This is a genomic window from Mucilaginibacter roseus (genome assembly GCF_021215455.1).
GTDB lineage: Bacteria > Bacteroidota > Bacteroidia > Sphingobacteriales > Sphingobacteriaceae > Mucilaginibacter > Mucilaginibacter roseus.
On record NZ_JAJPWV010000004.1, the window covers coordinates 204,924 to 227,101 of the forward strand.

Sequence of the window (22,178 nt, forward strand, 5' to 3'; positions counted from 1 at the left end):
TACTTTTACGGGAATGGACTTAGCCAACTACTTAATAGAACTACTTGGGCAGCGTGGCGAGGTGAGCATACCGGGCTTGGGGCGTTTTTATTACGCGAAGAAAAGCGCGTTCTACAACGCGGCTGAGGGTCGCATTTACCCACCCGGACAAACGTTACAATTTGACCAGCAAGCGGATAACAGCGATAGCTTTGCCGGATTTATCTCGCAGAAGAAAAACATATCCATGGCATCAGCAAAGTATTTTGTTGACCGCTATGTAAATGATATTATACAGGAAACCGCCATCCGGGATTTTGCAGTGGGTACTAAAGGCTGGCTGCGCAATGATGGGTTTAAATTAGTTTTCAGGAGCGCCGACCAAACTGAAGGTAGCATAGGCTTTGGCTTACCGGCATTATTTCTGCCGAAAAAATCGCAAATTTTTGTTAAAACTACTACCGTTGTTTTAACCCCGCCCCCACCTGTTGAGGTACTGCAAACAGTTGAACATGCTCCGGTTATTCAGCAGCCTCAAATTACAGTGCCTACTACTGAACCACTGGTACCTGAAGCTGTCGCTGTACCTGCTAAAGTTGCACCTGAACCGCAGCCCGCCGTGCAGCAAGTAGCACAGGTTATTGAAACTCCACAGGCTGATTTTATTGAAGACGAAAAACGCGGTTTAAACGTTTGGGTAATTACGGCTATTGTAATTGCTTTGCTGGCTATTGCGGGTATTAGTTTATACATGTATAACCCGGAACTACTGGGTATGGATAAAAATAAGGCTGAAGCGACCGTACCTGCTGTAGATGACTCTTTAGCTAACGAGGCGGACACACCGGAGCAGGAAACAGAAACCGCTAAGGTAACACCTGCTGCTAAGGCTGTGGATACGGTTGCACAGCAGGACCCTCAAGCTAATATGAGCTTGAGTGATACGGTAAAAACTACCGTTATCAATCCGCAGCCGGAAACAGAAAAACAACCGGTAACTGATAAAGCGACTAAACCAACACAAACCAAAGCTACTCCAACCACGGCGGTAGTGCCGCCTGCGATGGGTTATCCTTATACGGTGATCATAGGCGGATCGTTCGCTACGGTTGAGGAAGCGGAGAGATGCATTATCAACTATGAAAAGATAGGCCTTGATGCCCATATTTTGGCTGAGAAGGGTTATGGTAAAAAGCGTAAGGTTGTGGTAGGCACCTACAAAACGCTTGCAGAAGCATTAAAAGAAAAAAACAAACTCATTAAATCAAAAAAGCTCAGGGGAGATGCATATACCCTGGAAATTAAAAAACGATGACACTATTACTACAGATTGCAGATACGGCTGCACAAATGGCTGACACAGTGAACAACGCGGCGGTACCCACCGTTCCGGCAGATGATTTACGCTTCGGCGACCTGTTGCTTAAGGGCGGCTGGGTGATGATTCCCATTGGTATTTTAGCTGTACTGGGTTTAGTTATATTTTTCGAAAGATATTTTACCATACGCAAAGCCGCTAAGGATGAATCGAGCCTGATGGCGCAGGTGCGTGCCAGTATTATGTCGGGCAACCTGCAATCGGCAGTAGCTTTATGCCGCAACAGCAATACACCGCTGGGCCGTATGCTGCAAAAGGGCCTGTTACGTATCGGCCGACCAATTAAGGATATTGAAGGCGCTATTGAAAACGTGGGCAAACTGGAAGTAGCCAAGCTCGAAAAAAACATCGGCATTATTGGTATTGTAGCGGGTATAGCGCCCATGTTCGGGTTCCTGGGTACTATCGCCGGTGTAATCCAGATCTTTTATAACATCTCAAAAACTGATAACATCAGCATGGGTGTAATATCAGGCGGTTTATATGTAAAGATGGTAACCTCGGCGGCAGGTTTGTTTGTGGGTATCGTAGCTTACGTTTGCCACCACGTGCTGAACATGATGGTTGACAAAGTAATACTTAAGCTGGAAACTGACGCCATTGAATTTATTGACCTGTTAGAGGAGCCAAGCAAATGAACCTGAGAAAAAGACACGGACGCGTAACTGCCGAGGTGCATACCTCGGCGCTGAACGACATCATGTTCTTCCTGCTGCTGTTCTTCCTGATCGCATCCACCGTTACTAACCCGAACGTGATTAAGCTAATGCTGCCTAAATCATCATCGGGCCAATCGGTTTCTAAAAAAACCATCACGGTATCGGTAACTAAGGATCTGAAGTATTATATTGATAAGAAAGAAACACCGGTAGATCAACTGGAAGCTACGCTGGGCGGCTATAAAAATCTGGCAACAGAATTGACCATTGTTTTATACGTTGACCGTACCGTAGCCATACAGGATGTGGTACAAGTGATGGACATAGCGCAAAAACTGAATATTAAACTGGTATTAGCTACCGAGAAGAAAGGTTAATTCAGTTAGAAGTTTGCTCAGTTTGCGGTGGGCGGTTTGCAGTTGGCAAATATTACTGAAATTTGTACACTGAGAACCGCAAACTGATAACTGCGAACTGGTAACTGCAAACTGAATACTGCACACTGAAAAAAATGGATTACCGCGAAGAAAATAATTACCCTAAGGCATTCCTGGCAACGGGCATTATACTGGCTGTGGTGCTTGCGCTAAGCTATTTTATAGTGCTGCACTCGCTGCCTAAGCAGGCCGACGGCACCGGGGGTATTTTAGTAAATTATGGTACGGTTGACGAAGGTATGGGTGATGCTTATATGAGCATGGAAGAGCCTTCAGTAGCTGAAAAGGCCAACAACACCCGGCCGGATAAAGTTACGCCTGAACCGCCGACCGAAGAAAAGGTACAGGCTGATAACAGCGACAAAAACGTAGTTACCCAAAATAACGAGGACGCGCCCGAAGTGGCGGCCAACACCAAAACACCAAGTCCAACGGTAGCTACCAAGCCTAATAAAACCGAAACTAAGCCTGTGATCAATCAGAATGCGCTATTTAAAGGTAAGCCTAATAACGGCACAGGCAGCGGTGATGGTACAGGCAGTACTCCTGGCAACCAGGGTAAAACCACCGGTACTACATTAACTAACAGCTACGATGGTACAGGCTCCGGCGGTGGCGGCGGTGCAACATCAGCGCCCGGCTGGGACAGAGCACCCGCAAAACCGGATGTAGGTAATCGTTATAACGGTAAGGTAGTTATTGAATTTACGGTTGACAATAACGGCAATGTTGTTAGCGCCGGCGTTGGAAGAGGCTCTCAACTTATTGATGGCCCTTTAGTTGAAAAATGTATACAAGCTGTACGCAACGCCAAGGTAACGCCATCATCAAGCACTGCCGACGGCCGCAAGTACACCCAAGTATTTGTATTCAAAGCGAAATAAGATTTTGTCATTAGGGATTGGTCGTTAGTCATTGATCTGATCGATATGTATTTACAGCGATGAACAGTGATTGGCAACCATAGTTGCTTAGTTAAATATTCAATTTACAATGACTATTGTCCAATGACTAATCACTACCCCACCATTGCCCAATGACTAATGACCATTGACAAATGACTAATTACGCTGAAACGCTCGACTATCTCTTCAGCCAGTTGCCTATGTTTACACGCATCGGGGCATCGGCCATAAAAAATAACCTGGATAATACCATTGCGCTTTGCGATCTGCTGGGCAATCCGCATAAAAAATTCAAGAGTGTACATATTGCCGGCACTAATGGCAAGGGTTCTACCTCGCACATGTTGGCGGCTATACTACAAACCGCGGGCTATAAAACCGGACTGTACACCTCCCCCCACCTTAAGGATTTCAGGGAACGAATCCGCATAAACGGACAAATGATAACCGAGCAAACAGTTATTGATTTTGTTGAGCATTACAAAGTCGACTTTGAGCGTATACAACCCTCTTTTTTTGAAATGACGGTTGCCCTGGCTTTTGATGTTTTCGCTAAAGAGCAGGTTGATATAGCCATTATTGAAGTTGGCCTGGGTGGGCGGCTTGATAGCACTAACGTAATAACTCCGCTGCTATCGCTCATTACCAATATCGGCTGGGACCACATGAACATGCTGGGGAATACCCTGCCCGAGATAGCCGGAGAAAAGGCCGGTATCATTAAACCGAATATCCCTGTAATCATCAGCGAACGGCAGGATGAGGTTGCCGGTGTATTCATAAAAAAAGCTGCGGAGGTAAACGCTCCAATCACATTTGCTGCAGATTGTTGGCAGGTAGAAGTTCCCGACCATCAGCATGATGCTTTAACACATAAAACCGTAATTGCAAAAAAAGAACAACAGACTTACAAACTGGATGTTGACCTTACCGGCACCTATCAACAAAAAAATATAAAAGGCGTTTTAGAGGCCGTTGAGCAATTGCGTGAGCAGGGCTTTATCATAACTAACGAGCATATTGAACGGGCGCTCAAGCAAGTTAAAATACTCACCGGCCTGCATGGCCGGTGGGAAGTACTCAGCACCTCTCCCCTCACCATTTGCGATACCGGACATAACCCGGATGGTGTACAGGAAGTATTAAAGAATATCGCTAACGTTAATTATCATCAACTGCACTTTGTGATAGGAATGGTAAATGATAAGGACATCAGCAAGGTACTGGCCATGCTGCCACCGGATGCTATTTATTATTTCTGCAAACCTAACATACCCCGCGGCCTTGCTGCCGAAGAATTGCAGGCAACCGCCAACACCTATGATTTAAAAGGTGCTACTTACCCGTCGGTAAAAGCAGCACTTGAAGCCGCGCAAACCGCAGCAGATACCGGCGACCTGGTATTTGCCGGAGGCAGTACATTTGTTGTTGCCGAAATAGTAGAATAGCACGCATTTTTTACATGAGGGTATGCTGTAAAAACATATTTTTACCGTTAACCAACTCATTAAACAGAATGACATATCAACCTGCAAAAAACAGATATCAAAACATGCAATACCGCCGCTGCGGAAAAAGCGGCATAAAACTCCCGGCTATATCATTGGGACTATGGCATAACTTTGGGCATGTAGATGTTTACGATAACTACCAAAAAATATTGCATCTGGCATTTGACAGCGGCATCACCCACTTTGATCTCGCTAACAACTACGGCCCGCCTCCCGGATCGGCCGAGGAAAACTTTGGCAAGATACTGAAATCTGATTTTCGAGGCTATCGCGATGAAATGATTATCTCGAGTAAGGCGGGCTATACCATGTGGGATGGCCCCTATGGCGACTGGGGATCAAAAAAATATTTAGTTTCCAGTTTAGACCAAAGTCTGAAACGTATGGAGCTTGACTACATAGATATTTTTTACCACCATCGTCCCGACCCTGATACACCGCTGGAGGAATCCATGCAGGCACTTGACCTGATCGTTCGCCAGGGTAAAGCATTATACGCTGGTATATCTAACTACCCGGCCGATAAGGCAGAAGAAGCGATTACAATATTGAAGCAATTAGGCACACCATGCCTTATACACCAGCCTAAATACTCGATGTTTGAGCGTTGGGTAGAGGGTGGTTTGCTGGAAGTTTTGGAAGATAACGGCGTTGGCTGCATTCCATTCTCACCATTGGCGCAGGGGCTGCTTACCAACAAATATCTGAATGGCATTCCTGAAGATTCAAGGGCAGCAAAATCAACCGGATTCCTGCAAAAAGATCAGGTTACAGATGCACGCATCAGCCAGATCAGGCAGTTGAATGACATTGCCCAGCAACGTGGCCAAAGCCTGGCGCAAATGGCCCTTGCCTGGTTGCTAAAGGATGAACGGGTAACATCGGTATTAATAGGCGCAAGTAAACCCGAGCAATTAGCGGACTCGCTAAAAGCGTTGGACAATATTCAATTTTCAACAGAGGAACTAAAAAACATAGAGAACATATTACAATAGCATTAATGCTGTTAAACATTTGAAGGCGATGTAATAATTACATCGCCTTTTGCATTTGTTAACATAAATATTTTACTTTAAGCCGCTAAACCTTTATACCAAAATGCAAACTTCGCAACCCGATAAATCGGCAATACAACCCTCAAAGGCTTTCAAACAACAGATAACACGTTCGGTAAACGCTGTTGTATTATTTATCATCGTTTACCTGTTTCTTTTGTTAGGCGTTATTGCCTGCGCTATAATTTTTGGCGCATTAGGTGTAGGCATCATATACCTTAAAGCACATTGGGTAACACTCGTTTTTGGCCTCGGGCTTATTTTTTCAGGGCTGATGCTGGTGTTTTTTGTTATCAAGTTCATTTTTAAAAGACATAAGGAAGATTATGGCGACCGCATCGAAATATTTGAAACTGATCAACCCGAACTGTTCAGCTTTATCCGCGAGCTTACCACTGAAACGGGTACTGACTTTCCGAAACACGTCTATCTTTCGCCCGAAGTAAACGCATACGTAAACTACGATTCTACTTTCTGGAGCATGTTTTTACCGGTTAAAAAAAACCTGACCATTGGCTTGGGTTTGGTGAATAGCCTTAACCGGTCGGAATTTAAATCGGTACTGGCTCACGAGTTCGGGCATTTCTCACAGCGCAGCATGAAGTTTGGCAGCTATGTGTATAACATGAACAAGGTGATATACAATATGCTGTATGATAATGACAACTATCAAAATATTATTGATAAGTGGGCAAGCTTTCACTCATTTTTAAGGGGTACAGCATGGATTAACCTGAAAATTATAGAGGGTATACAATTCATTTTGCGTAAGGTGTATGTGTTTTTGAATAAGAACCAGATGAGCCTTTCGCGGCAAATGGAATTTCATGCTGACGCGATATCAGCTTACGTTGCCGGCTCAAACAACGCCATCACCGCATCGAGGCGACTGGATATTGGTGGCATGTGCTACACCACTGTTTTAAATTACTGGAATTCGGAGATAAAGGACAAAAAGCGCGCAGACAATTTTTATCCGCAGCACAGGGAGATCATCCGCCAATTTTCGGAACTTAATCAGCTCAGTTTAGATGATAACGGCTTGCCAGTAGTAAGCCATCGTGTTGCCGCGCTTGATAACGAGCAGGTGGCTATTGAAGATCAGTGGGCTTCGCACCCTTCAAGTAAGGATCGTGAGGCCGCAATGGAAGCACTCAACATTCTGAAATCCGTTGAGCCGGAAAGCGCCTGGTCGTTATTTAACAATGCCGAACGATTGCAATGCAGGTTTACGGATGACATGTATTCGTCGGTTAATGAAATAAATAAGTTTGAAAAACTCGACCTCGCCGCCTTTAAAGCAAAATATTATAAGGATGTGGAGGAAAACAGTTATCATCCCGAGTACCGGGGTTATTACAACGCTCGGCACATAAATGCATTTAATATTGACGACGCGATACAAGAAGCACAAAAGGAGAATAACAATAGCAGTTTTGCTGATTTGTTTACAGATGAGAAAAGCAACCTGCCTAAAAGGATCGACTATCTTGCTGTTGATATTGCCAAACTGGATGACATTATTGAAAAACGGATAGAAAGCGGCGTAAAAACGTTTGACTTTAAGGGCACCAAATATTCAAATAGAGAAGCCCCAGCAGTTAAGGAACTCCTCAACCAGGAATTACAGGATGCAGAAACAAGTGTAAAGGAACTGGACAGACAGCTATTTATTACTGCGTATGCAAATGCCGGTGCCGATGATCAACAAAAGTTGAAAGATGGCTACACACTTTTGTTTAGTTACCAGCAACAGGATAACGGCGATTACGAAATTTACAACAATGTATGGGCAGCGTTTTCACCGCTGTTTAACACTATGCCTTATGCAGAAATTGAACGTGCCGTAGCGCAATTATATAATGTTGAAAAGCGCCTGAAAACACGCCTGCAGGATATCGCTACCGGAAATAGTTACCAAGCGGTAATGACTACAGCGCAAACAGAAGCGATAGAAAAATACATCTCCAACAACTGGACGTATTTCGCTTACCCCGACTATGACAACGAAGCTATTGCCACACTCGAAATCGCCCTATCAACTTTTATTGCGGTAATTAACGAGCGTACCTTTAAACACAAGAAACAACTGCTCGATTTGCAACTAAAAATACTTAACAATAAAAAAGCAGGCTTGTAGGCCTGCTTTTTTATTGTTAATACACATCAATTAATTAGGATAACCCGGGTTTTGTTTTAGGTTTCTATTTAATGCGATTTGTTGCTGTGGTATAGCATATAGCTTTCTAAAGTCCTGACTTGGCTGATGATCCCACCAGCTACCGGTAGTAAACTTGCCAAAACGAATCAGGTCATCTCTGCGGAAACCTTCAAATATAAATTCACGCCCGCGTTCGTCCAACAACTCATCCATAGTTAAAGTAGCCGTTGTATAAGCGTTGCTTGCCCAATCAGCACTGCTGTAAGCTCGTTTCTTGCAATCATTTATAAGCTGTACAGCTTCGGCATTTGCAGCACCGCCATTTTTACGCATTATGGCTTCTGCCTTGGCAAAGTAAATCCATGATAAGCGGTATAAATGCCAGTCGGTACTGTTGTAATTAGGGTTAGGCAATTCACCTTTAAAACCTGCAACGTTGTTACCTAATTTATATTTATTAAAACGCACACCACTGTTTTCTTCACCGTCACTCATGGTTGACGATGTACCGCCCTGGCTGTTACGGCGAATGTTATCAACAAATACAAGCGGTTTACCGTCATACTCGTTACCACCGGTAGCTATAACAGGCTGGCCATTATCAAAGCGCGTCATCGGCCCTTCCAATATCCACTCTTTTTTACGAAGATCTTCATTATCAAACTTCGTGTAGTTACCGGGTACAACAACTACCCCATCATTACCATTACGACTACCGCCGTAGATGAACTGCTGCTGGAAGTGAAAGAATTCACCTGTCCACGAAGGCTGGAAATTAGCACGCTGAAATTCGTAGGCGATAGAAAAAATCGCTTCTTTTGAAAGATCATTGTTTGGCTTAAAAGCATCTGTAATGTTTGCGTCAAGCGCCATAGCGCCGTTAAGGCCACCCGCTTGGTTATCAATAAGTTTGTTTGCCGCCGCTATACAGTCGTCCCAACGCGGGGTACCGCTCCAAACCTGAGCATTTAAATATAACTCCGTCAACATGGCGTAACCACCGGCCTGAGACATACGGCCCAGCATAGTTTTTGATAGCTTTGGCGCCTGATCAATATTATCCTTAATCTCCTTTTCAATAAAATCAAAAACCTCTTTTTGCGAAAGATTGGTCGGATAATCAGTTGTAGGGCCATCAGGTACAACTGTTGCCAGCGGGATGTTACCGAATAAATCCATCAGTTTTAAATAATGATAAGCGCGCAGCAACTTCAACTCGGCCAGGTAACCCGCTTTTTCCGCTTCGGTTAATCCTATAGCAGGGCCATTTACCTTTTCAATTGATTGTATCGCTATATTGCATAAACCCACGCCCCAGTACATCAACGACCAAGCATTATTCAATCCCCCCTCATCATTTGTCCAGGTGTGATAATGCAGACGTTTCCATTTACCACCATCTTCGCCATGGCGGCCCTTGGTTGGCCAGGCTAACTGATCGGCAGAAAGCTCCGAAGGCCTCCACCAACCGTCCTGCCCCGAGGGAGTGGCCCATGCATTAGCATGTGTATAAGGTCTTAAAACTGCTGATATTACTTCATTCTTATTGTTAAAAAAATCATCACTCCGAATCTGACTGTAAGCCGTTTCATCAAGTTTTGTACAGGCGGCAGCGCTCAGCAATACAGTAAGGCATGAAGCCTGCGCTAGTTTTTTGTATAATGTTTTCATGTTACTTCTTAATTAAAATCCAAAGTTTACACCTAATATGAACGAACGCGTACTTGGATATGGGCCACGAGCATCAATGCTTGGGCCAAGGCCAGCATCGTTAACGAAATCCGGATCGTTACCGCTATAGCTGGTAAAGGTTACCAGGTTTTGGCCGGTTAGGTAAGCTCTTAATGAACGTATTTGTTTTGATTTAAGTTTAAACGTATAACCAAGCGTTACTTCATCAATTTTTAAATACGATCCGTTTTCCAGATAATAATCGGAGTACATATAGGTATCATTGATTTCAGCGTATTTAGTAAACGCGTCTGCCAGCAAGTTTGATCCGGTAACTTTGTTACCATATGAAATAGCTGTGGTATTTAATATTTGATAGTCGAATTTTCCACGCATGAAAACCCGCATGTCAAAACCCTTATACCTAAAGGTATTAGTTAATGACGCATAATATTTTGGTATACCGTTACCAAGTTTTTGGTAATCCGTTACGTTTTTATCAAATGAGTTATTTATTTGATCATTGCGTACTTTTTCGCCGTTACGGTTGTAAAACAACCATTTGCCGTCTTCGGTAAATCCGGCAAACTTTTTACCCCAAAATTCACCGATGGCCCCGCCCGCGTACGTGCGTATAGCCTGGCCAAGCGCGCCATAACCACCAATATCACCAAAAGAACGGTAATCAATAGCAAAAATATCATCGGAGTACTTATCCATTTTGTTTCTGGTGGTACTCGCTGTTGCGTCAATATTCCAGCTAAAATCTTTGTACTTAACAGCTGCAAAACTTAAGGCAAGCTCCACGCCTTTTGCAGACATCTGACCGATGTTTGCGTAGATTGAACTACGTACATATGGCGGCTGAGGTGTGGTGTAAGTATCCAGCAAGCCATCCGTTACCCTATTAAATAAATCCAAGCTACCGCTCAATCTGTTATTAAATAAGGTAAAGTCAGCACCAATGTTCAATTCTTTTTTTCGCTCAAAACGCAGGTAAGGGTTGGGGTTGTTGTTAGGACCGTAAGTTTCGCGGTATTGCCCGTCAGGATAAAGGTATACGCCACCTGTACCTAAGTAAACGTCACTGGTATACCTGTTAACACCCGAGTTACCCGTTTGGCCATAACCGGCTCTAAGCTTTAAGTAATTTACAAACTTTACGTTCTCCATAAAACTTTCCTGGCTGATTGCCCAGCCTGCAGAAACCGCCGGAAAATTTCCCCATTTGTTAAGCCTGCCGAATTTGGTTGAGCCTTCCCGGCGAAGTATAAATTGCAATAAGTATTTATCCTTATAAGAGTAATTCACCCTGCCAAAAAAAGCGATAAGTTTATCAGATTCTTTGTTGCTCGACATCCCTGCTTTGCCCGCCGCTAACTGGTTACCGGCTCCAAGGTTATTCTCCTCAAAATTGTCATTCAGGAAACCGTAATTAAACGCGCTGAAGTTTTCGGTTTGATTATAACGGTAGCTGTAGCCTGCTACACCTTTGATGGAGTGATCACCAAATGAGCGTGCATAGTTAATAGTAGGCTCAAAGGCTAAATTTTGCTCTAAAAAGGTTGAGCGTTGTGCATAACCGCCATTTTTGAAAACGTCATTCTCTAATGAAAACTCGCTGGCCAGGGTTCTGTAAATACCATCGATGTAACTATTGCGCTGGTAAGAAATAAACGCTGCACCAGTTAGACCTTTAATAAATTCAAACTCGGCTTTAGCATCGGCTGAAGTGGTTTGTTGCTGACGCTTGTTTGTTTCCTGGCTCAACCGTGCCAATTGGTTTGTACTTGTGTTCTCAAAGTACCAAGTTCCGTCAGGATTATAGTTTGATAGCGTAGGATTTCTCATCAGCTGATCTTCCCAGCCGCCGCCGCCAAGTAAATTAGCACGGTTAAAGTTGGTAGCAAGGTTAACCTGAGTATTTAAACGATTGTTAAAACCCTTTTGGTTTAAACTTAAACGTATGGTGTACTCTGTACGGGTGTTCTCTTTTGCAAAGCCGTCCAGGTTTCTGTAATTCAAACTTGCGCGGTAATTGCTTTTATCGGTTCCGCCTTGTAACGAAAGGTTATGGTTTTGAGAAAGGTTACCGTGATTTACCAACTGATCGAAGAAATCGTTAGAATTTCCATAATCCGTACCTTTTATCTCTCCCGAAGCAAGCTTTTGCCTAAACTCGTCGGCGTTCAGAAATTTAGGGATACGCGCCAGGTATTCTTTACGCAAGTAACTTGAATAGGTAAATTGAGGGGGGCCGGCTTTGCCTTTTTTGGTGGTTACCAAAATTACACCTGCACTGGCGTTAGTACCGTAAATTGCTGCACCTGATCCGTCTTTTAATACGTCTATCGACTCAATGTCGTCCTGTTGTAACAGATCCAAGTTACCGCCCGGAATACCGTCAATAACAATAAGCGGTGTTTGCGGAGCGTTTATAGACGTAACTCCACGTAGCTGTATATTTACGCCTGAGTTAGGGTTAGAGCCGCCTGCACGGGTAATTTGCAAACCGGCAATTTTCCCCTGGACAAGATCGAGCGCATTGCGCGAACCGCTTTGCCTGAAGTCAGAGCTGTCGGCATGCCCGGTAGCCGAGGTAATCTCGCCTTTCTTTTGTGCGCCGTAACCTACTACTACGACGGTATTAAGGCCACGTGACTCTTCTAATAATGAAACCGTAATACTGGTTTGATTGCCAACAGTTACATCTTTAGTTGTAAAACCGATTGACGAAACTGTAAGAACTGCATTGTCGCCCGGTACACTGATGGTAAACTTACCATTCATGTCAGACGCTACGGCCGTAGTGGTACCTTTAATTTTTACCGTGGCACCGGGTAACGGTAAATTTTGTTTATCAACAACGGTACCGGTTACCTGCTTTTGTGCAAACGCTGGTAACCATAAAATGCTGCTGATAAAAAGTGTTAGGAAAAGGGCTAATTTCCGCATAGGAGGCCCTTGGTTGGTAGTGCAATTTTTTACATGCGGACGCACTTCCGCTCGGTTAAAAATGGCTTTCATAAATTAAATTTACAAGGTAAAAAAGGTGCATACCGGTAGTGAGTATGCTAAGTATAGCTTAAATCGCCTCTAACCTAAAGCTTTATTTATTTAAGTACAAAGAATATTTTTTACGTTGCATATTTTGAGCCCGAAATCAAGTAGTAATAAGTGATAAAAATTGGTAAACCGTTTTATTTACAATAAAATAGCCGTTTTGTAAATTTTTGGTTACAAATAAACCCTTTTAGCTTGTGATGGGTAAAAAAAGCTGAGGTAAACTTATAATTAAAGAATACGTATAAGGGCATGTCAAACGAAACAGGAATGAATTTGTAAAATATGATCTATTTTTTAGGCACTTTAGCTCCTGATTTACGAGCCTCCGACAGGCCAATTGCGATTGCCTGTTTTTTACTGGTTACCCTTTTTCCGCTTCCGGACTTTAGTTTCCCTTCCTTCATTTCATGTAAGGTTTCGCCAACTTTCTTTTGCGCTTTTTCCGAATATTTTGCCATAACTTTTTTATATTAATAAAACCTAATCAAGCAAAACAGCTGCCATATGCCTTTCATCAAATCACAACATTTACGCCTGCTTTTGATAATCTTATCAGCATACTTCTTTATCTCTTGCGGTAAGTCATCCAACCACATACTTCCTAAAACAAAAATCGCTGTAATAAATAAAGGCGTAACGGGCAATCAATCGGGCGATGTATTGAAGCGGCTTGACCCGATTTTAAAACTTAACCCGGATATAGCCGTGTTGCTTATCGGTACTAATGATGTTACTGCGCGCAGGCCTGTTACTGAATACACCCAAAATCTTCAGCAAATTATCAGCGCTGTGCAGGCGCACAATATAAAACTCATATTAATGAGCCCGCCTCCGCGTGGCATTGATACCAGTTCCCTGCCCGAATATTATCGTAACGGGCATAACGATACACTTGCGCTGATCAACGAGCGATTGAGCATCGCGAATAATTGTTATTATCTAAACCTGAATAAAGCCTTCAGAGATGCCGGATCACCCAACGCAACTTCGGGCAGCTTAATATTTAACCGCGCTAACAATCCCTCGAGGCCAGACGGAATACACCTTACCCGCTCCGGTGTTGCGTTTGTTGCTAAAACAGTTTATGAATTTATACAAAAAACTTTTCCGGAAAATAGTTACGACGTAGTGGTTTGCATAGGCGACAGCCTTACTGCTGGTGAAGAAATTGGTTATCCGCGTACACTGAGCAGATTACTTAACAACTGATTTAGAGCTGATTGTTGTATATGCATTAAGCTTGGTTAAATTTAAAACATTACTTTGAAAACACGTGTTAGGGTGTTAGTTTATTGCCGAAATGACACGCAAACAAATCCCCCCTTTTTATGAGCACCTTGCACTGGTGCTTATAGGCTTGATTGCCTTAAGCTATTTGATTATTCTGGGTAAAGAAATACTTGACCCTTTAATGTTCGGCTTCTTGTTCGCCGTATTACTGTTGCCTGTTGCCAACTTTATGGAGCGTAAGCTCAGGTTTCCACGCAGTATATCATCATTTGCCGCCATTATTTTATTTGTCGGCTTTATCAGCCTGGTAGGCTATCTTGTAGGTTCACAAATTTCATCATTAGCGTCAGACTGGCCCATGCTGAAAACGCAGATCACCCAGTCCATAGCTAATATACAAGGATGGATAGAAACCTCGTTTCACATCAATACCGATAAACAAATGAATTACGTGCACGATACCACGCAAAAAATAATGGAATCGGGCACAGTAGTATTAGGTACAACCTTTGGGGCGGTATCCTCCTTACTCCTTTTCTACGTATTTATATTGATCTTCACCTTTTTTATTCTTTTCTATCGCAGATTGCTTTTCCGCTTCGTGGTTCACGTTTTCAGTGAAGATAACTCTCGTGTAGTGACCGATATTGTGGAGAACATTCAATTGATTCTACGCCAATACATCGTAGGCCTCATACTGGAAATGATTGTTGTAGCCGGGATATCCTGTGCTGTATTCTGGATATTTAACATAAAATACGCTGTGTTACTTGGCATTTTGGTTGGTCTGTTTAATATCATCCCTTATATCGGCATTTTTACAGCCTTGTTATTAAGCACCATCGTAACTTTCGCTACCGGCAGTATTGAACAAACGGTAACCGTTGCCATTTCAGTAGTAGGTATACATGCTTTGGATGCCAACGTGTTGCTGCCCATCATTGTAGGCTCAAAAGTAAGGCTGAATGCGCTGATAACATTCATCGGCATTATCATCGGCGAAATGATTTGGGGACTTTCGGGCATGTTCCTGTCAATACCGGTTATTGCTATTTTTAAGATAATTTTTGATCGTATACCGAGCCTTAAACCATGGGGTTACCTGTTAGGCGGCGATTACGAATACAATACCCAGGCGCAAAAAGAGATGAAGACTGAATAAATCCTGAATACTTTAAGGTAATTTTGCGCATTAACAATAGTGTTATGCCCTGTAGATTTTTAAGGTTTATTACCTTGTACCTTGCCATTACAATTCCGGCTACTGCGCAAACAACCAAGCCGTCTTTCAACATTGTACCCTTGGGCGTAAAAGGCGGTATTGATGAAAGCAACCTTTCTGCCTACATGGTTGGCGCAGCAGGCAGCGAAGACTATATTTGTTTAGATGCTGGCACCTTACACTATGGCATTGAAAAAGCTGTTAGTAAACATACCTTTAAGGTATCTACCGAACAAGTTTTGAAGCGATACATCAAAGGATATTTTATTTCACACGCGCACTTGGATCATGTTTCTGGATTGATCATCAATTCACCGGAAGACAGCCTGAAAAGCATATACGGTTTGGCATCATGCCTCGAAACGTTGAAAACGCACTATTTTACGTGGGCGAGCTGGGCTAATTTTACCGATGAGGGCGAAAAGCCGCAGCTAAAAAAGTACAGTTACAAGCCAATGGAGCCGGGAAAGCCGGTAACAGTTGACGGTACAGGGCTCACAGTGCAGGTTTTCCCGTTAAGCCATTCAAATCTTACGGGGGCGGCTTACCTGATAAAAAACAATAATGCCTATGTACTTTACCTTGGCGATACCGGCCCGGATGAAGTAGAGAAAAGTGACAAGTTAAGGGAACTCTGGCAAGCTGTCGGTCCGCTAATCAGCAAAGGGCAATTAAAAGCTATCTTGATCGAGGTTTCATACCCGAATGAACAGCCGGACAAAAGCCTGTTCGGGCACCTTACCCCTAACTGGCTGATGAAGGAAATGAAAGTATTGGAGAGTTACACCGGTATAGGTAAGCTAAAAAACTTCAACCTGGTGATAACGCATGTAAAGCCGCCTCAACAAAATATCAACAAATTAAAGCAGCAGCTTAAACAGCAAAATACCCTTGGCTTAAACCTGATATTCCCGCAACAGGGCAAAGCTATACGCCTTTAATTATTGTGTTTCGAGCAGGTCAATACAGCTTTTTGATAGCGAAGCCAGCCTTGTGTTTAAGTTAGCCAAGCCATTGGTGTCATTTATCTTTTTATAAAGCGATGTAATGGTATCCAAAGTATCCTGATTAGGATCACAAGCTTGTGCCTTTTCCAGATGCGCGATAGATTTCTTTACCAAATTGATATAAGCCCATTTATTAGCAGTTGTAGGGGCAGAAAGTTTTTTCTTGTCAGCATCCCCTGCTTCTTTTAAATAAATATAACCCAACGCCAGGTGTGCCACATAAAAATCGGGCACGTGTGCCAAAACCCGCTCGTAATAAACCTTAGCATCGGCCGGATGACGTTCTTCGTAAAGCTTGCCTAATATATTATAATAGTTAATGCGTGCCTTTATTGGAAGGGCAACGGTATCGGCCATTATATCTTCAGCAACACGCTCGGCGTTGTCGGTATTACCCTCAAACATAGCCACATTCAAGTCGAGGTACTTATCAAATACAGCGGCAGTATCAACCGTTTGCGCCTTAGCTAAAACAGCGCACAACAGCATCGTTATAAAAAATATTGTTTTTTTAAGCACAGTAAATTATTAACGGTTTATATTTAAATATAGTGCTATTTACCTGATATCAGCATTATCATCCTAAAACAATTAATCAACATTAGCGAACACCAGGTGTAACGAAACCGAACGCACGAACATAATTACACCCACACAACAAATTGAAAAACAGAAATTTACACTCATGGCACGGCATTGGATATTTTCCGGTAAGCTGACCTTCTGATTTAATAAATTGAACAATCATCAGTCATTACCATGATAACACATTACCTGAAGATCGCTTTTCGCAATATGCAAAAGCAAAAAATGTATGCCGCTATCAATATCGGCGGTTTTGCTATTGGCATTGCCGCCTGTATATTAATATCATTGTATATACGCAACGAAACCAGTTACGACCAGGATATCGCCAATAAAGACAACGTTTACCGCATAGTTGGCGAACTTAAAGTAGCGGGCACTACTTTTAGAGGTATAAGCTTTCAGCCGCCAATGGCCAAGGCACTTGTGAACGATTTTCCGGAAGTAAAAAAGGCAGGCCGCATATTGCATAGCAAACTTTTTGGCGGCACCGAAAATCAGATACGCCGCGCAGACCAGGTTAATAATACCTACGAGGATGGATTTTGCTTTGCCGATACATCGGTGATCGACATACTGGATATAAAAATGGTTTACGGCAACAAGCTTACAGCCTTAAGTAATCCAAACTCTGTGGTAATAAATAAAAGCTTAGCTGATAAGTATTTTCCCGGCCAGAATCCAGTGGGCAAAACATTGATCTTTAATAACAATACTAAAGTACCATTAACTATTGGGGGCGTTATGCGCGATTTTCCGGAAAACGCGCATATGCAGTTTAAAGGTTTTATATCATTAGCCGGACTAAAATTCTGGGATGGCGAGCAGGAAAGCTGGTATGCGAGCAACTATGGTATTTATGTGCAAATGAATCCGGGTGTTAACGTTGCCGCATTCAATAAAAAAATGACCGCCGGCATCCTCGATAAATATATTATCCCGACCATGAAGGAAAGAGGCCGCAGCAATGTTGAAGAGATCAGGAAAAATGCTAAACTCTCCCTGCAAGCGGTAACCGATATTCATCTTAATTCATACAATATTGATGAAAACGATATTAAACACGGCGATGTCCGTTTTATATGGCTTTTTGCCGGGATAGCCGGATTTATACTGGTGCTGGCTTGTATCAACTTCCTGAACCTTTCAACCGCGCGGTCTGCCAACCGTGCGCGCGAGGTAGGTGTGCGCAAAGTTATCGGTTCAACACGCGCTAACCTGATCAGGCAGTTTTTAACGGAATCTCTACTTTACAGCTTTTTCTCGTTCGTGTTAGGTTTAGCGCTCACAGCAATAGCACTACCTGCCTTTAATAAAGTAGCGGGGACGCAGCTTACCCTGCCCTGGACTGAGTGGTGGTTACTTCCCGTATTGGTAACAAGCGCCTTTATAATCGGCTTAATTGCAGGCATTTATCCTGCCTTCTACCTCTCCTACTTTAAACCCGCCACTACGCTGAAAGGCGCACTTAGCATGGGCAGCCGTAATTCGGGCTTACGCAGCGGACTTGTAATATTCCAGTTCACGGTGTCTATTGTTTTGATTATCGGCACGGCAGTTATCTACAAGCAAATGCAGTACATCCTTAACTCCAAGATCGGTTTTGACAAGGAACAGGTATTAACTATTGAAGGAGCCGATGCCTTAGGCCCGCAAATGGCATCTTTTAAAAGTGAACTGCTCAACCTGCCTTTTGTAAAGAATGTAACCGTTAGCGACTTTTTGCCTGTAAGCGGAACCAAGCGAAACGGAAACTCCTTTTTTAAAGAAGGCCGTGAAAAGGAAGATCCGCCGATACGCACGCAGCACTGGGTTATTGATGAGAATTACCTCGCTACTATGGGCATGAAGCTGATAGCCGGCCGTAATTTCCGTACCGATATGCCTACCGACTCGCAGGCTACCATCGTAAATAAAGCTATGATCAGCCAGTTGGGCTATAAAAATCCATTGGGAAAGGTGATTACCAATGGGCCTGAGCATCTAACCATTATTGGAGTTATTGATAATTTCAACTACGAATCAATAAAGCAGCAGGTTGACCCGATGGTGATGATACTGGGTAATAGCAACAGCATGGTATCCGTCAAAGTAAAGAGCGCTGATATGCAGGCTGCGCTTGCTGCCATAAACGGCACCTGGAAAAAATTTCAACCAAACCAGGCTATGCGGTATAACTTTTTGGATGAGCGTTACGCCGCCATGTACAGCGATGTGCAAAGCACGCAATATATATTTACAGGCTTTTCCATACTGGCCATTGTGGTGGCATGCCTTGGCCTGTTTGCCCTTGCCGCCTTTATGGCAGAGCAGCGCAGCAAAGAGGTGAGCATTCGTAAGGTGCTTGGCGCATCGGTAAGTAACCTGTTCGCTTTGCTTACGGGCAATTTCCTGAAACTGGTATTAATTTCACTGGTTATCGCTATACCAATAGGCTGGCTGGCCATGAGCAAATGGCTTGAAGATTACGTATACCGCATTAAGCTCAGCTGGGATATATTCGCGGTATCAGGCGTAATTGTTATCATTATTGCCTTGGTTACCGTGTGCTGGCAGGCCGTAAGTGCCGCACTGGTAAATCCAATAAAAAATCTGCGGTCAGAATAAAATTTATCTAAACCCCTTAACAAACCAAAAGGCATTTATCATTAAAGGTAAATGCCTTTTGTTTTATCAGGTATTTTTTATGTTTTGATTACGGCGTAAAGATGTTCATCCATTATTTCACCATATTTGGTTATAGCCGAGCGGTGTATGGCTTCCAGTTGGTATCCGGCTTTTTCAAGCACCCGCTGTGATGCCTTGTTGTGCGCGAACACGCCTGCAAAAACACGGATCTTGCCGATATTAAAAGCGTAATCAGTTAATAACCTTAACGCTTCAGTAGCGTAGCCCTTACCCCAATATGGCTCGCCCAACCAATAACCTACCTCGGCACTGTTACGGTGAATATCCGTTTTAAGTGTAATGCCGCCAACGCCAATAAATTCATCATCATTAAAAATACTAAATACATGCGGTATACTGCCCTGTATAGCGTTCTCAATAAAGTCATTGGCATCGTCAATAGAATACGGATGCGGAAAAACATCGCGCAGGTTACGGGCTATATTATAATTATCGGCAAGCTGCTGTAAACGCTCTGCCTGTACATCATCAAAGCCCCATAATTTTACCATACTATTTTTTTTCCAGGTAATCGGTTATCTCAAATGATATATCGTTATACGGAATATCGCGCTTCAAAATCTTCCAGTTACCATCAAGCAAATAATAAGTTGGTACTCGGCTAATACCCCAGGCTTCAGCGTTTTTAGATTCGTTGCCCTTCAAGTCAGAAAATTGCGGCCATTTCATGCCATCTTCTTTAATGGCCTTCAGCCAGTACTCTTTATTCTCATCCAAATCAATACTGATGATACCAAAAGCCTGATCGTTATTTACCTGGAAAAGCAGCTTGCTATTCATTTGCAGGTGGTTTTGCCTGCTAACCTCATTACCTGCACGCCAAAAATCAATCAGGATGATCTTTTTGTTTTTAAACGCGCCACGATCAAAAGCTTTACCTTTTGCATCTGTTCCGTAAATATCAGGCGCGGTTTGGCCGGGTACCAATTTAGCCAGGCCCGAAAGCTTACCACCTATCTCCTTGCCTTCTTCAGTGTTTTTGGCTTCATCGCTCAGCTTATTGTAAAGCGCGTAATACCTTGCCGGGTCCTCTTTGTAATCAACATTTTTTATGAAGTGTGCGGCAATAACACTTTTAGGGTATCTCTCAATGAATTTTTCAATAACGTTAGCCTCTACCTCGGTTTGCTGTTGCTGCAAATCTTTCAGCTTATCAACCCGCGCAAGGTAAGCCGTACCTTCAAGGCTTTTACCGGCACTGCTTTTTAAAAAGGCACGCTCATCCTTTACTTTTTGCGCAACATCAGCTACCAACTCATCAGCCAGGGTATAATAAGCATTCAGTTCGTTCTGTATTTTTGACTCTGATTTGATCTTCGGGTATTTGGTCAAATCGTTACCATTGATCTCAATGTCGTACTTACCGTTTTCCAGGTACACCTCGTAAGGTATATGCGTTAATTTATTATTGAGCATATTGGTCACCTTGATCTGATAATAACCTGGGTATTCTAAAATCTCGTTAATCTTAAATTTACCGTCTACGATGTTTTCACCGTAAACAGGTTTATTTACTACGTCAACAATACCAAAAACACCGTTTTTAATACCGGGGGCGGTACCTTCAATTTCAATTCGTTCAACACGGTTACAACCGGCAAGCAGCACTGTAATAAGTAATAGGTATAAATATTTCATAACTTTTTATGTAAAGCGCGAATATACCTTTCTGCATGTAAATTCATTGTAACTAAATAGGTTCTTAGATTGTTTCTAAATAACTCATAAACCCCTATAATGTCAGAACCATTTACATGGTTTTGTTATTTAATAGATACTTTTGCCGAAATAATTAAAACTTCATAATGAGCGAATTTAAACAAACCTTTAACTCGTCGCTGGGCAAGAAGCTAATCATGGCTTTAACAGGCTTGTTTTTGTGTACTTTCCTAATTGTTCACCTTAGCGGTAACCTTGCGTTGTTTAAACATGATAACGGCCAGGCTTTCAATGCCTACGCTAATTTCATGACGCACTTTCCGCCAATCAGGGTGGTGTCTTACCTGTTGTACCTATCTATCCTGGTGCATACAATTTATGCTATTATTTTAACGGTAAACAACCGTAAAGCCCGCCCAATCGGCTATGCTTCGGCGCCAAAATCCCCGGTATCATGGTCATCAAAAAACATGGGCCTGCTGGGTTCAATCCTATTTCTTTTCATCGTGATACACATGAAAGATTTTTGGTTTAAATACCACCAGGATGATTTTACCGGTAAAAGCACGCACGTTATTCCGTTTAAGGAATACAAAACAGACCTGGTAACCGGTAAACAGATTTCGGCACGCGACCTGCCTCCGGGCGATTACAACTACGCGGTATTTACCGAGGGTGGTATTGAAACCATGGTAGCTAAAGATCTTAACCAAACCGTTGAAATTGCCTTTAAGCAATGGTGGTATGTTGCCTTTTATGTAATAGCATTAGGCGCATTATCATTCCACTTGCTGCACGGCTTTCAAAGCGCGTTCCATACGCTGGGCTGGATTCATCGTAAATACAAGCCGATCATCTATTTTATAGGTACCTGGTTTTTTGCGGTTATTATTCCGCTTGGTTTCGCGGCAATGCCGGTATACTATTTTTTCTTTGGATAAGGTTTATTGTTGATATGAGAAGGC

18 protein-coding genes are annotated in these 22,178 nt (G+C 42.9%); 12 read left to right on the forward strand and 6 right to left on the reverse strand.

All coding sequences use genetic code 11. From position 1 onward, the window contains the following. Window positions 1-13: 13 nt before the first annotated feature. The 7 genes from LT679_RS14165 (at window position 14) to LT679_RS14195 (ending at window position 8,064) form a co-directional block, all read left to right on the forward strand. On the forward strand, window positions 14-1,294 hold the full coding sequence (locus LT679_RS14165; RefSeq protein ID WP_232178262.1) for an HU domain-containing protein: 1,281 nt from the start codon (window positions 14-16) through the stop codon (window positions 1,292-1,294). After that, entirely contained in the window at window positions 1,291-1,995 is a 705-nt protein-coding gene (locus tag LT679_RS14170; protein WP_232178263.1) for a MotA/TolQ/ExbB proton channel family protein, read from the forward strand. Before LT679_RS14165 ends, LT679_RS14170 begins: the two co-directional genes overlap by 4 nt. After that, entirely contained in the window at window positions 1,992-2,393 is a 402-nt protein-coding gene (locus tag LT679_RS14175) for an ExbD/TolR family protein (RefSeq protein ID WP_232178264.1), read from the forward strand. The genes LT679_RS14170 and LT679_RS14175 overlap by 4 nt, the downstream gene beginning before the upstream one ends. Window positions 2,394-2,527: 134 nt before the next feature. Next, window positions 2,528-3,337, forward strand: a complete 810-nt coding sequence (locus LT679_RS14180) for an energy transducer TonB family protein (RefSeq protein WP_232178265.1) — start codon at window positions 2,528-2,530, stop codon at window positions 3,335-3,337. 173 nt (window positions 3,338-3,510) lie between these two features. Continuing rightward, on the forward strand, window positions 3,511-4,806 hold the full coding sequence (locus LT679_RS14185) for a bifunctional folylpolyglutamate synthase/dihydrofolate synthase (protein WP_232178266.1): 1,296 nt from the start codon (window positions 3,511-3,513) through the stop codon (window positions 4,804-4,806). A 68-nt stretch (window positions 4,807-4,874) separates the two neighbouring features. Further along, complete coding sequence (mgrA, locus tag LT679_RS14190) at window positions 4,875-5,864, forward strand: L-glyceraldehyde 3-phosphate reductase (protein WP_232178267.1); 990 nt, start codon at window positions 4,875-4,877, stop codon at window positions 5,862-5,864. 103 nt (window positions 5,865-5,967) lie between these two features. Continuing rightward, window positions 5,968-8,064 carry a M48 family metalloprotease gene (locus LT679_RS14195; protein WP_232178268.1) on the forward strand — a complete coding sequence of 699 codons (2,097 nt, stop codon included), beginning with the start codon at window positions 5,968-5,970 and terminating at the stop codon, window positions 8,062-8,064. A 30-nt stretch (window positions 8,065-8,094) separates the two neighbouring features. Here LT679_RS14195 and LT679_RS14200 read toward each other — a convergent pair whose 3' ends face one another. The 3 genes from LT679_RS14200 to LT679_RS14210 form a co-directional block, all read right to left on the reverse strand. Next, window positions 8,095-9,756, reverse strand: a complete 1,662-nt coding sequence (locus LT679_RS14200; protein ID WP_232178269.1) for a RagB/SusD family nutrient uptake outer membrane protein — start codon at window positions 9,754-9,756, stop codon at window positions 8,095-8,097. Between the two features lie 12 nt (window positions 9,757-9,768). Continuing rightward, the gene (locus LT679_RS14205; RefSeq protein WP_232178270.1) at window positions 9,769-12,711 is read right to left on the reverse strand and encodes a SusC/RagA family TonB-linked outer membrane protein; all 2,943 of its coding nucleotides are present in this window, start codon (window positions 12,709-12,711) and stop codon (window positions 9,769-9,771) included. 398 nt (window positions 12,712-13,109) lie between these two features. Beyond that, on the reverse strand, window positions 13,110-13,280 hold the full coding sequence (locus LT679_RS14210) for a DUF6496 domain-containing protein (protein WP_232178271.1): 171 nt from the start codon (window positions 13,278-13,280) through the stop codon (window positions 13,110-13,112). A gap of 46 nt (window positions 13,281-13,326) precedes the next feature. On the opposite strand from LT679_RS14210, the gene LT679_RS14215 reads away from it, so the two are divergent. The 3 genes from LT679_RS14215 (at window position 13,327) to LT679_RS14225 (ending at window position 16,215) form a co-directional block, all read left to right on the forward strand. After that, window positions 13,327-14,031 (forward strand): SGNH/GDSL hydrolase family protein, encoded by a 705-nt coding sequence (locus tag LT679_RS14215; RefSeq protein ID WP_232178272.1) that lies wholly within the window; start codon window positions 13,327-13,329, stop codon window positions 14,029-14,031. A gap of 91 nt (window positions 14,032-14,122) precedes the next feature. Further along, window positions 14,123-15,214, forward strand: a complete 1,092-nt coding sequence (locus tag LT679_RS14220; RefSeq protein ID WP_232178273.1) for an AI-2E family transporter — start codon at window positions 14,123-14,125, stop codon at window positions 15,212-15,214. Window positions 15,215-15,258: 44 nt separating this feature from the next. Next, a complete protein-coding gene (locus tag LT679_RS14225) occupies window positions 15,259-16,215 on the forward strand; it encodes an MBL fold metallo-hydrolase (RefSeq protein WP_232178274.1) in 957 nt (318 codons plus the stop codon). Here the strand turns inward: LT679_RS14225 and LT679_RS14230 are convergent, their stop codons facing one another. Then, window positions 16,216-16,770 carry a hypothetical protein gene (locus LT679_RS14230; protein WP_232178275.1) on the reverse strand — a complete coding sequence of 185 codons (555 nt, stop codon included), beginning with the start codon at window positions 16,768-16,770 and terminating at the stop codon, window positions 16,216-16,218. It abuts the gene before it with no gap. 270 nt (window positions 16,771-17,040) lie between these two features. Between LT679_RS14230 and LT679_RS14235 the strand changes: the two genes are divergently transcribed. Beyond that, a complete protein-coding gene (locus LT679_RS14235) occupies window positions 17,041-19,473 on the forward strand; it encodes an ABC transporter permease (protein WP_232178276.1) in 2,433 nt (810 codons plus the stop codon). Between the two features lie 77 nt (window positions 19,474-19,550). Here the strand turns inward: LT679_RS14235 and LT679_RS14240 are convergent, their stop codons facing one another. Together LT679_RS14240 and LT679_RS14245 are read right to left on the reverse strand one after the other, a co-directional pair. Further along, window positions 19,551-20,045, reverse strand: coding sequence for a GNAT family N-acetyltransferase (locus LT679_RS14240; protein WP_232178277.1), 495 nt, complete (start codon window positions 20,043-20,045; stop codon window positions 19,551-19,553). A 1-nt stretch (window position 20,046) separates the two neighbouring features. Beyond that, the gene (locus LT679_RS14245) at window positions 20,047-21,192 is read right to left on the reverse strand and encodes a TlpA family protein disulfide reductase (protein ID WP_232178278.1); all 1,146 of its coding nucleotides are present in this window, start codon (window positions 21,190-21,192) and stop codon (window positions 20,047-20,049) included. A gap of 167 nt (window positions 21,193-21,359) precedes the next feature. Between LT679_RS14245 and LT679_RS14250 the strand changes: the two genes are divergently transcribed. Beyond that, window positions 21,360-22,154 (forward strand): succinate dehydrogenase cytochrome b subunit, encoded by a 795-nt coding sequence (locus LT679_RS14250; protein WP_232178279.1) that lies wholly within the window; start codon window positions 21,360-21,362, stop codon window positions 22,152-22,154. Window positions 22,155-22,178 lie beyond the last annotated feature (24 nt).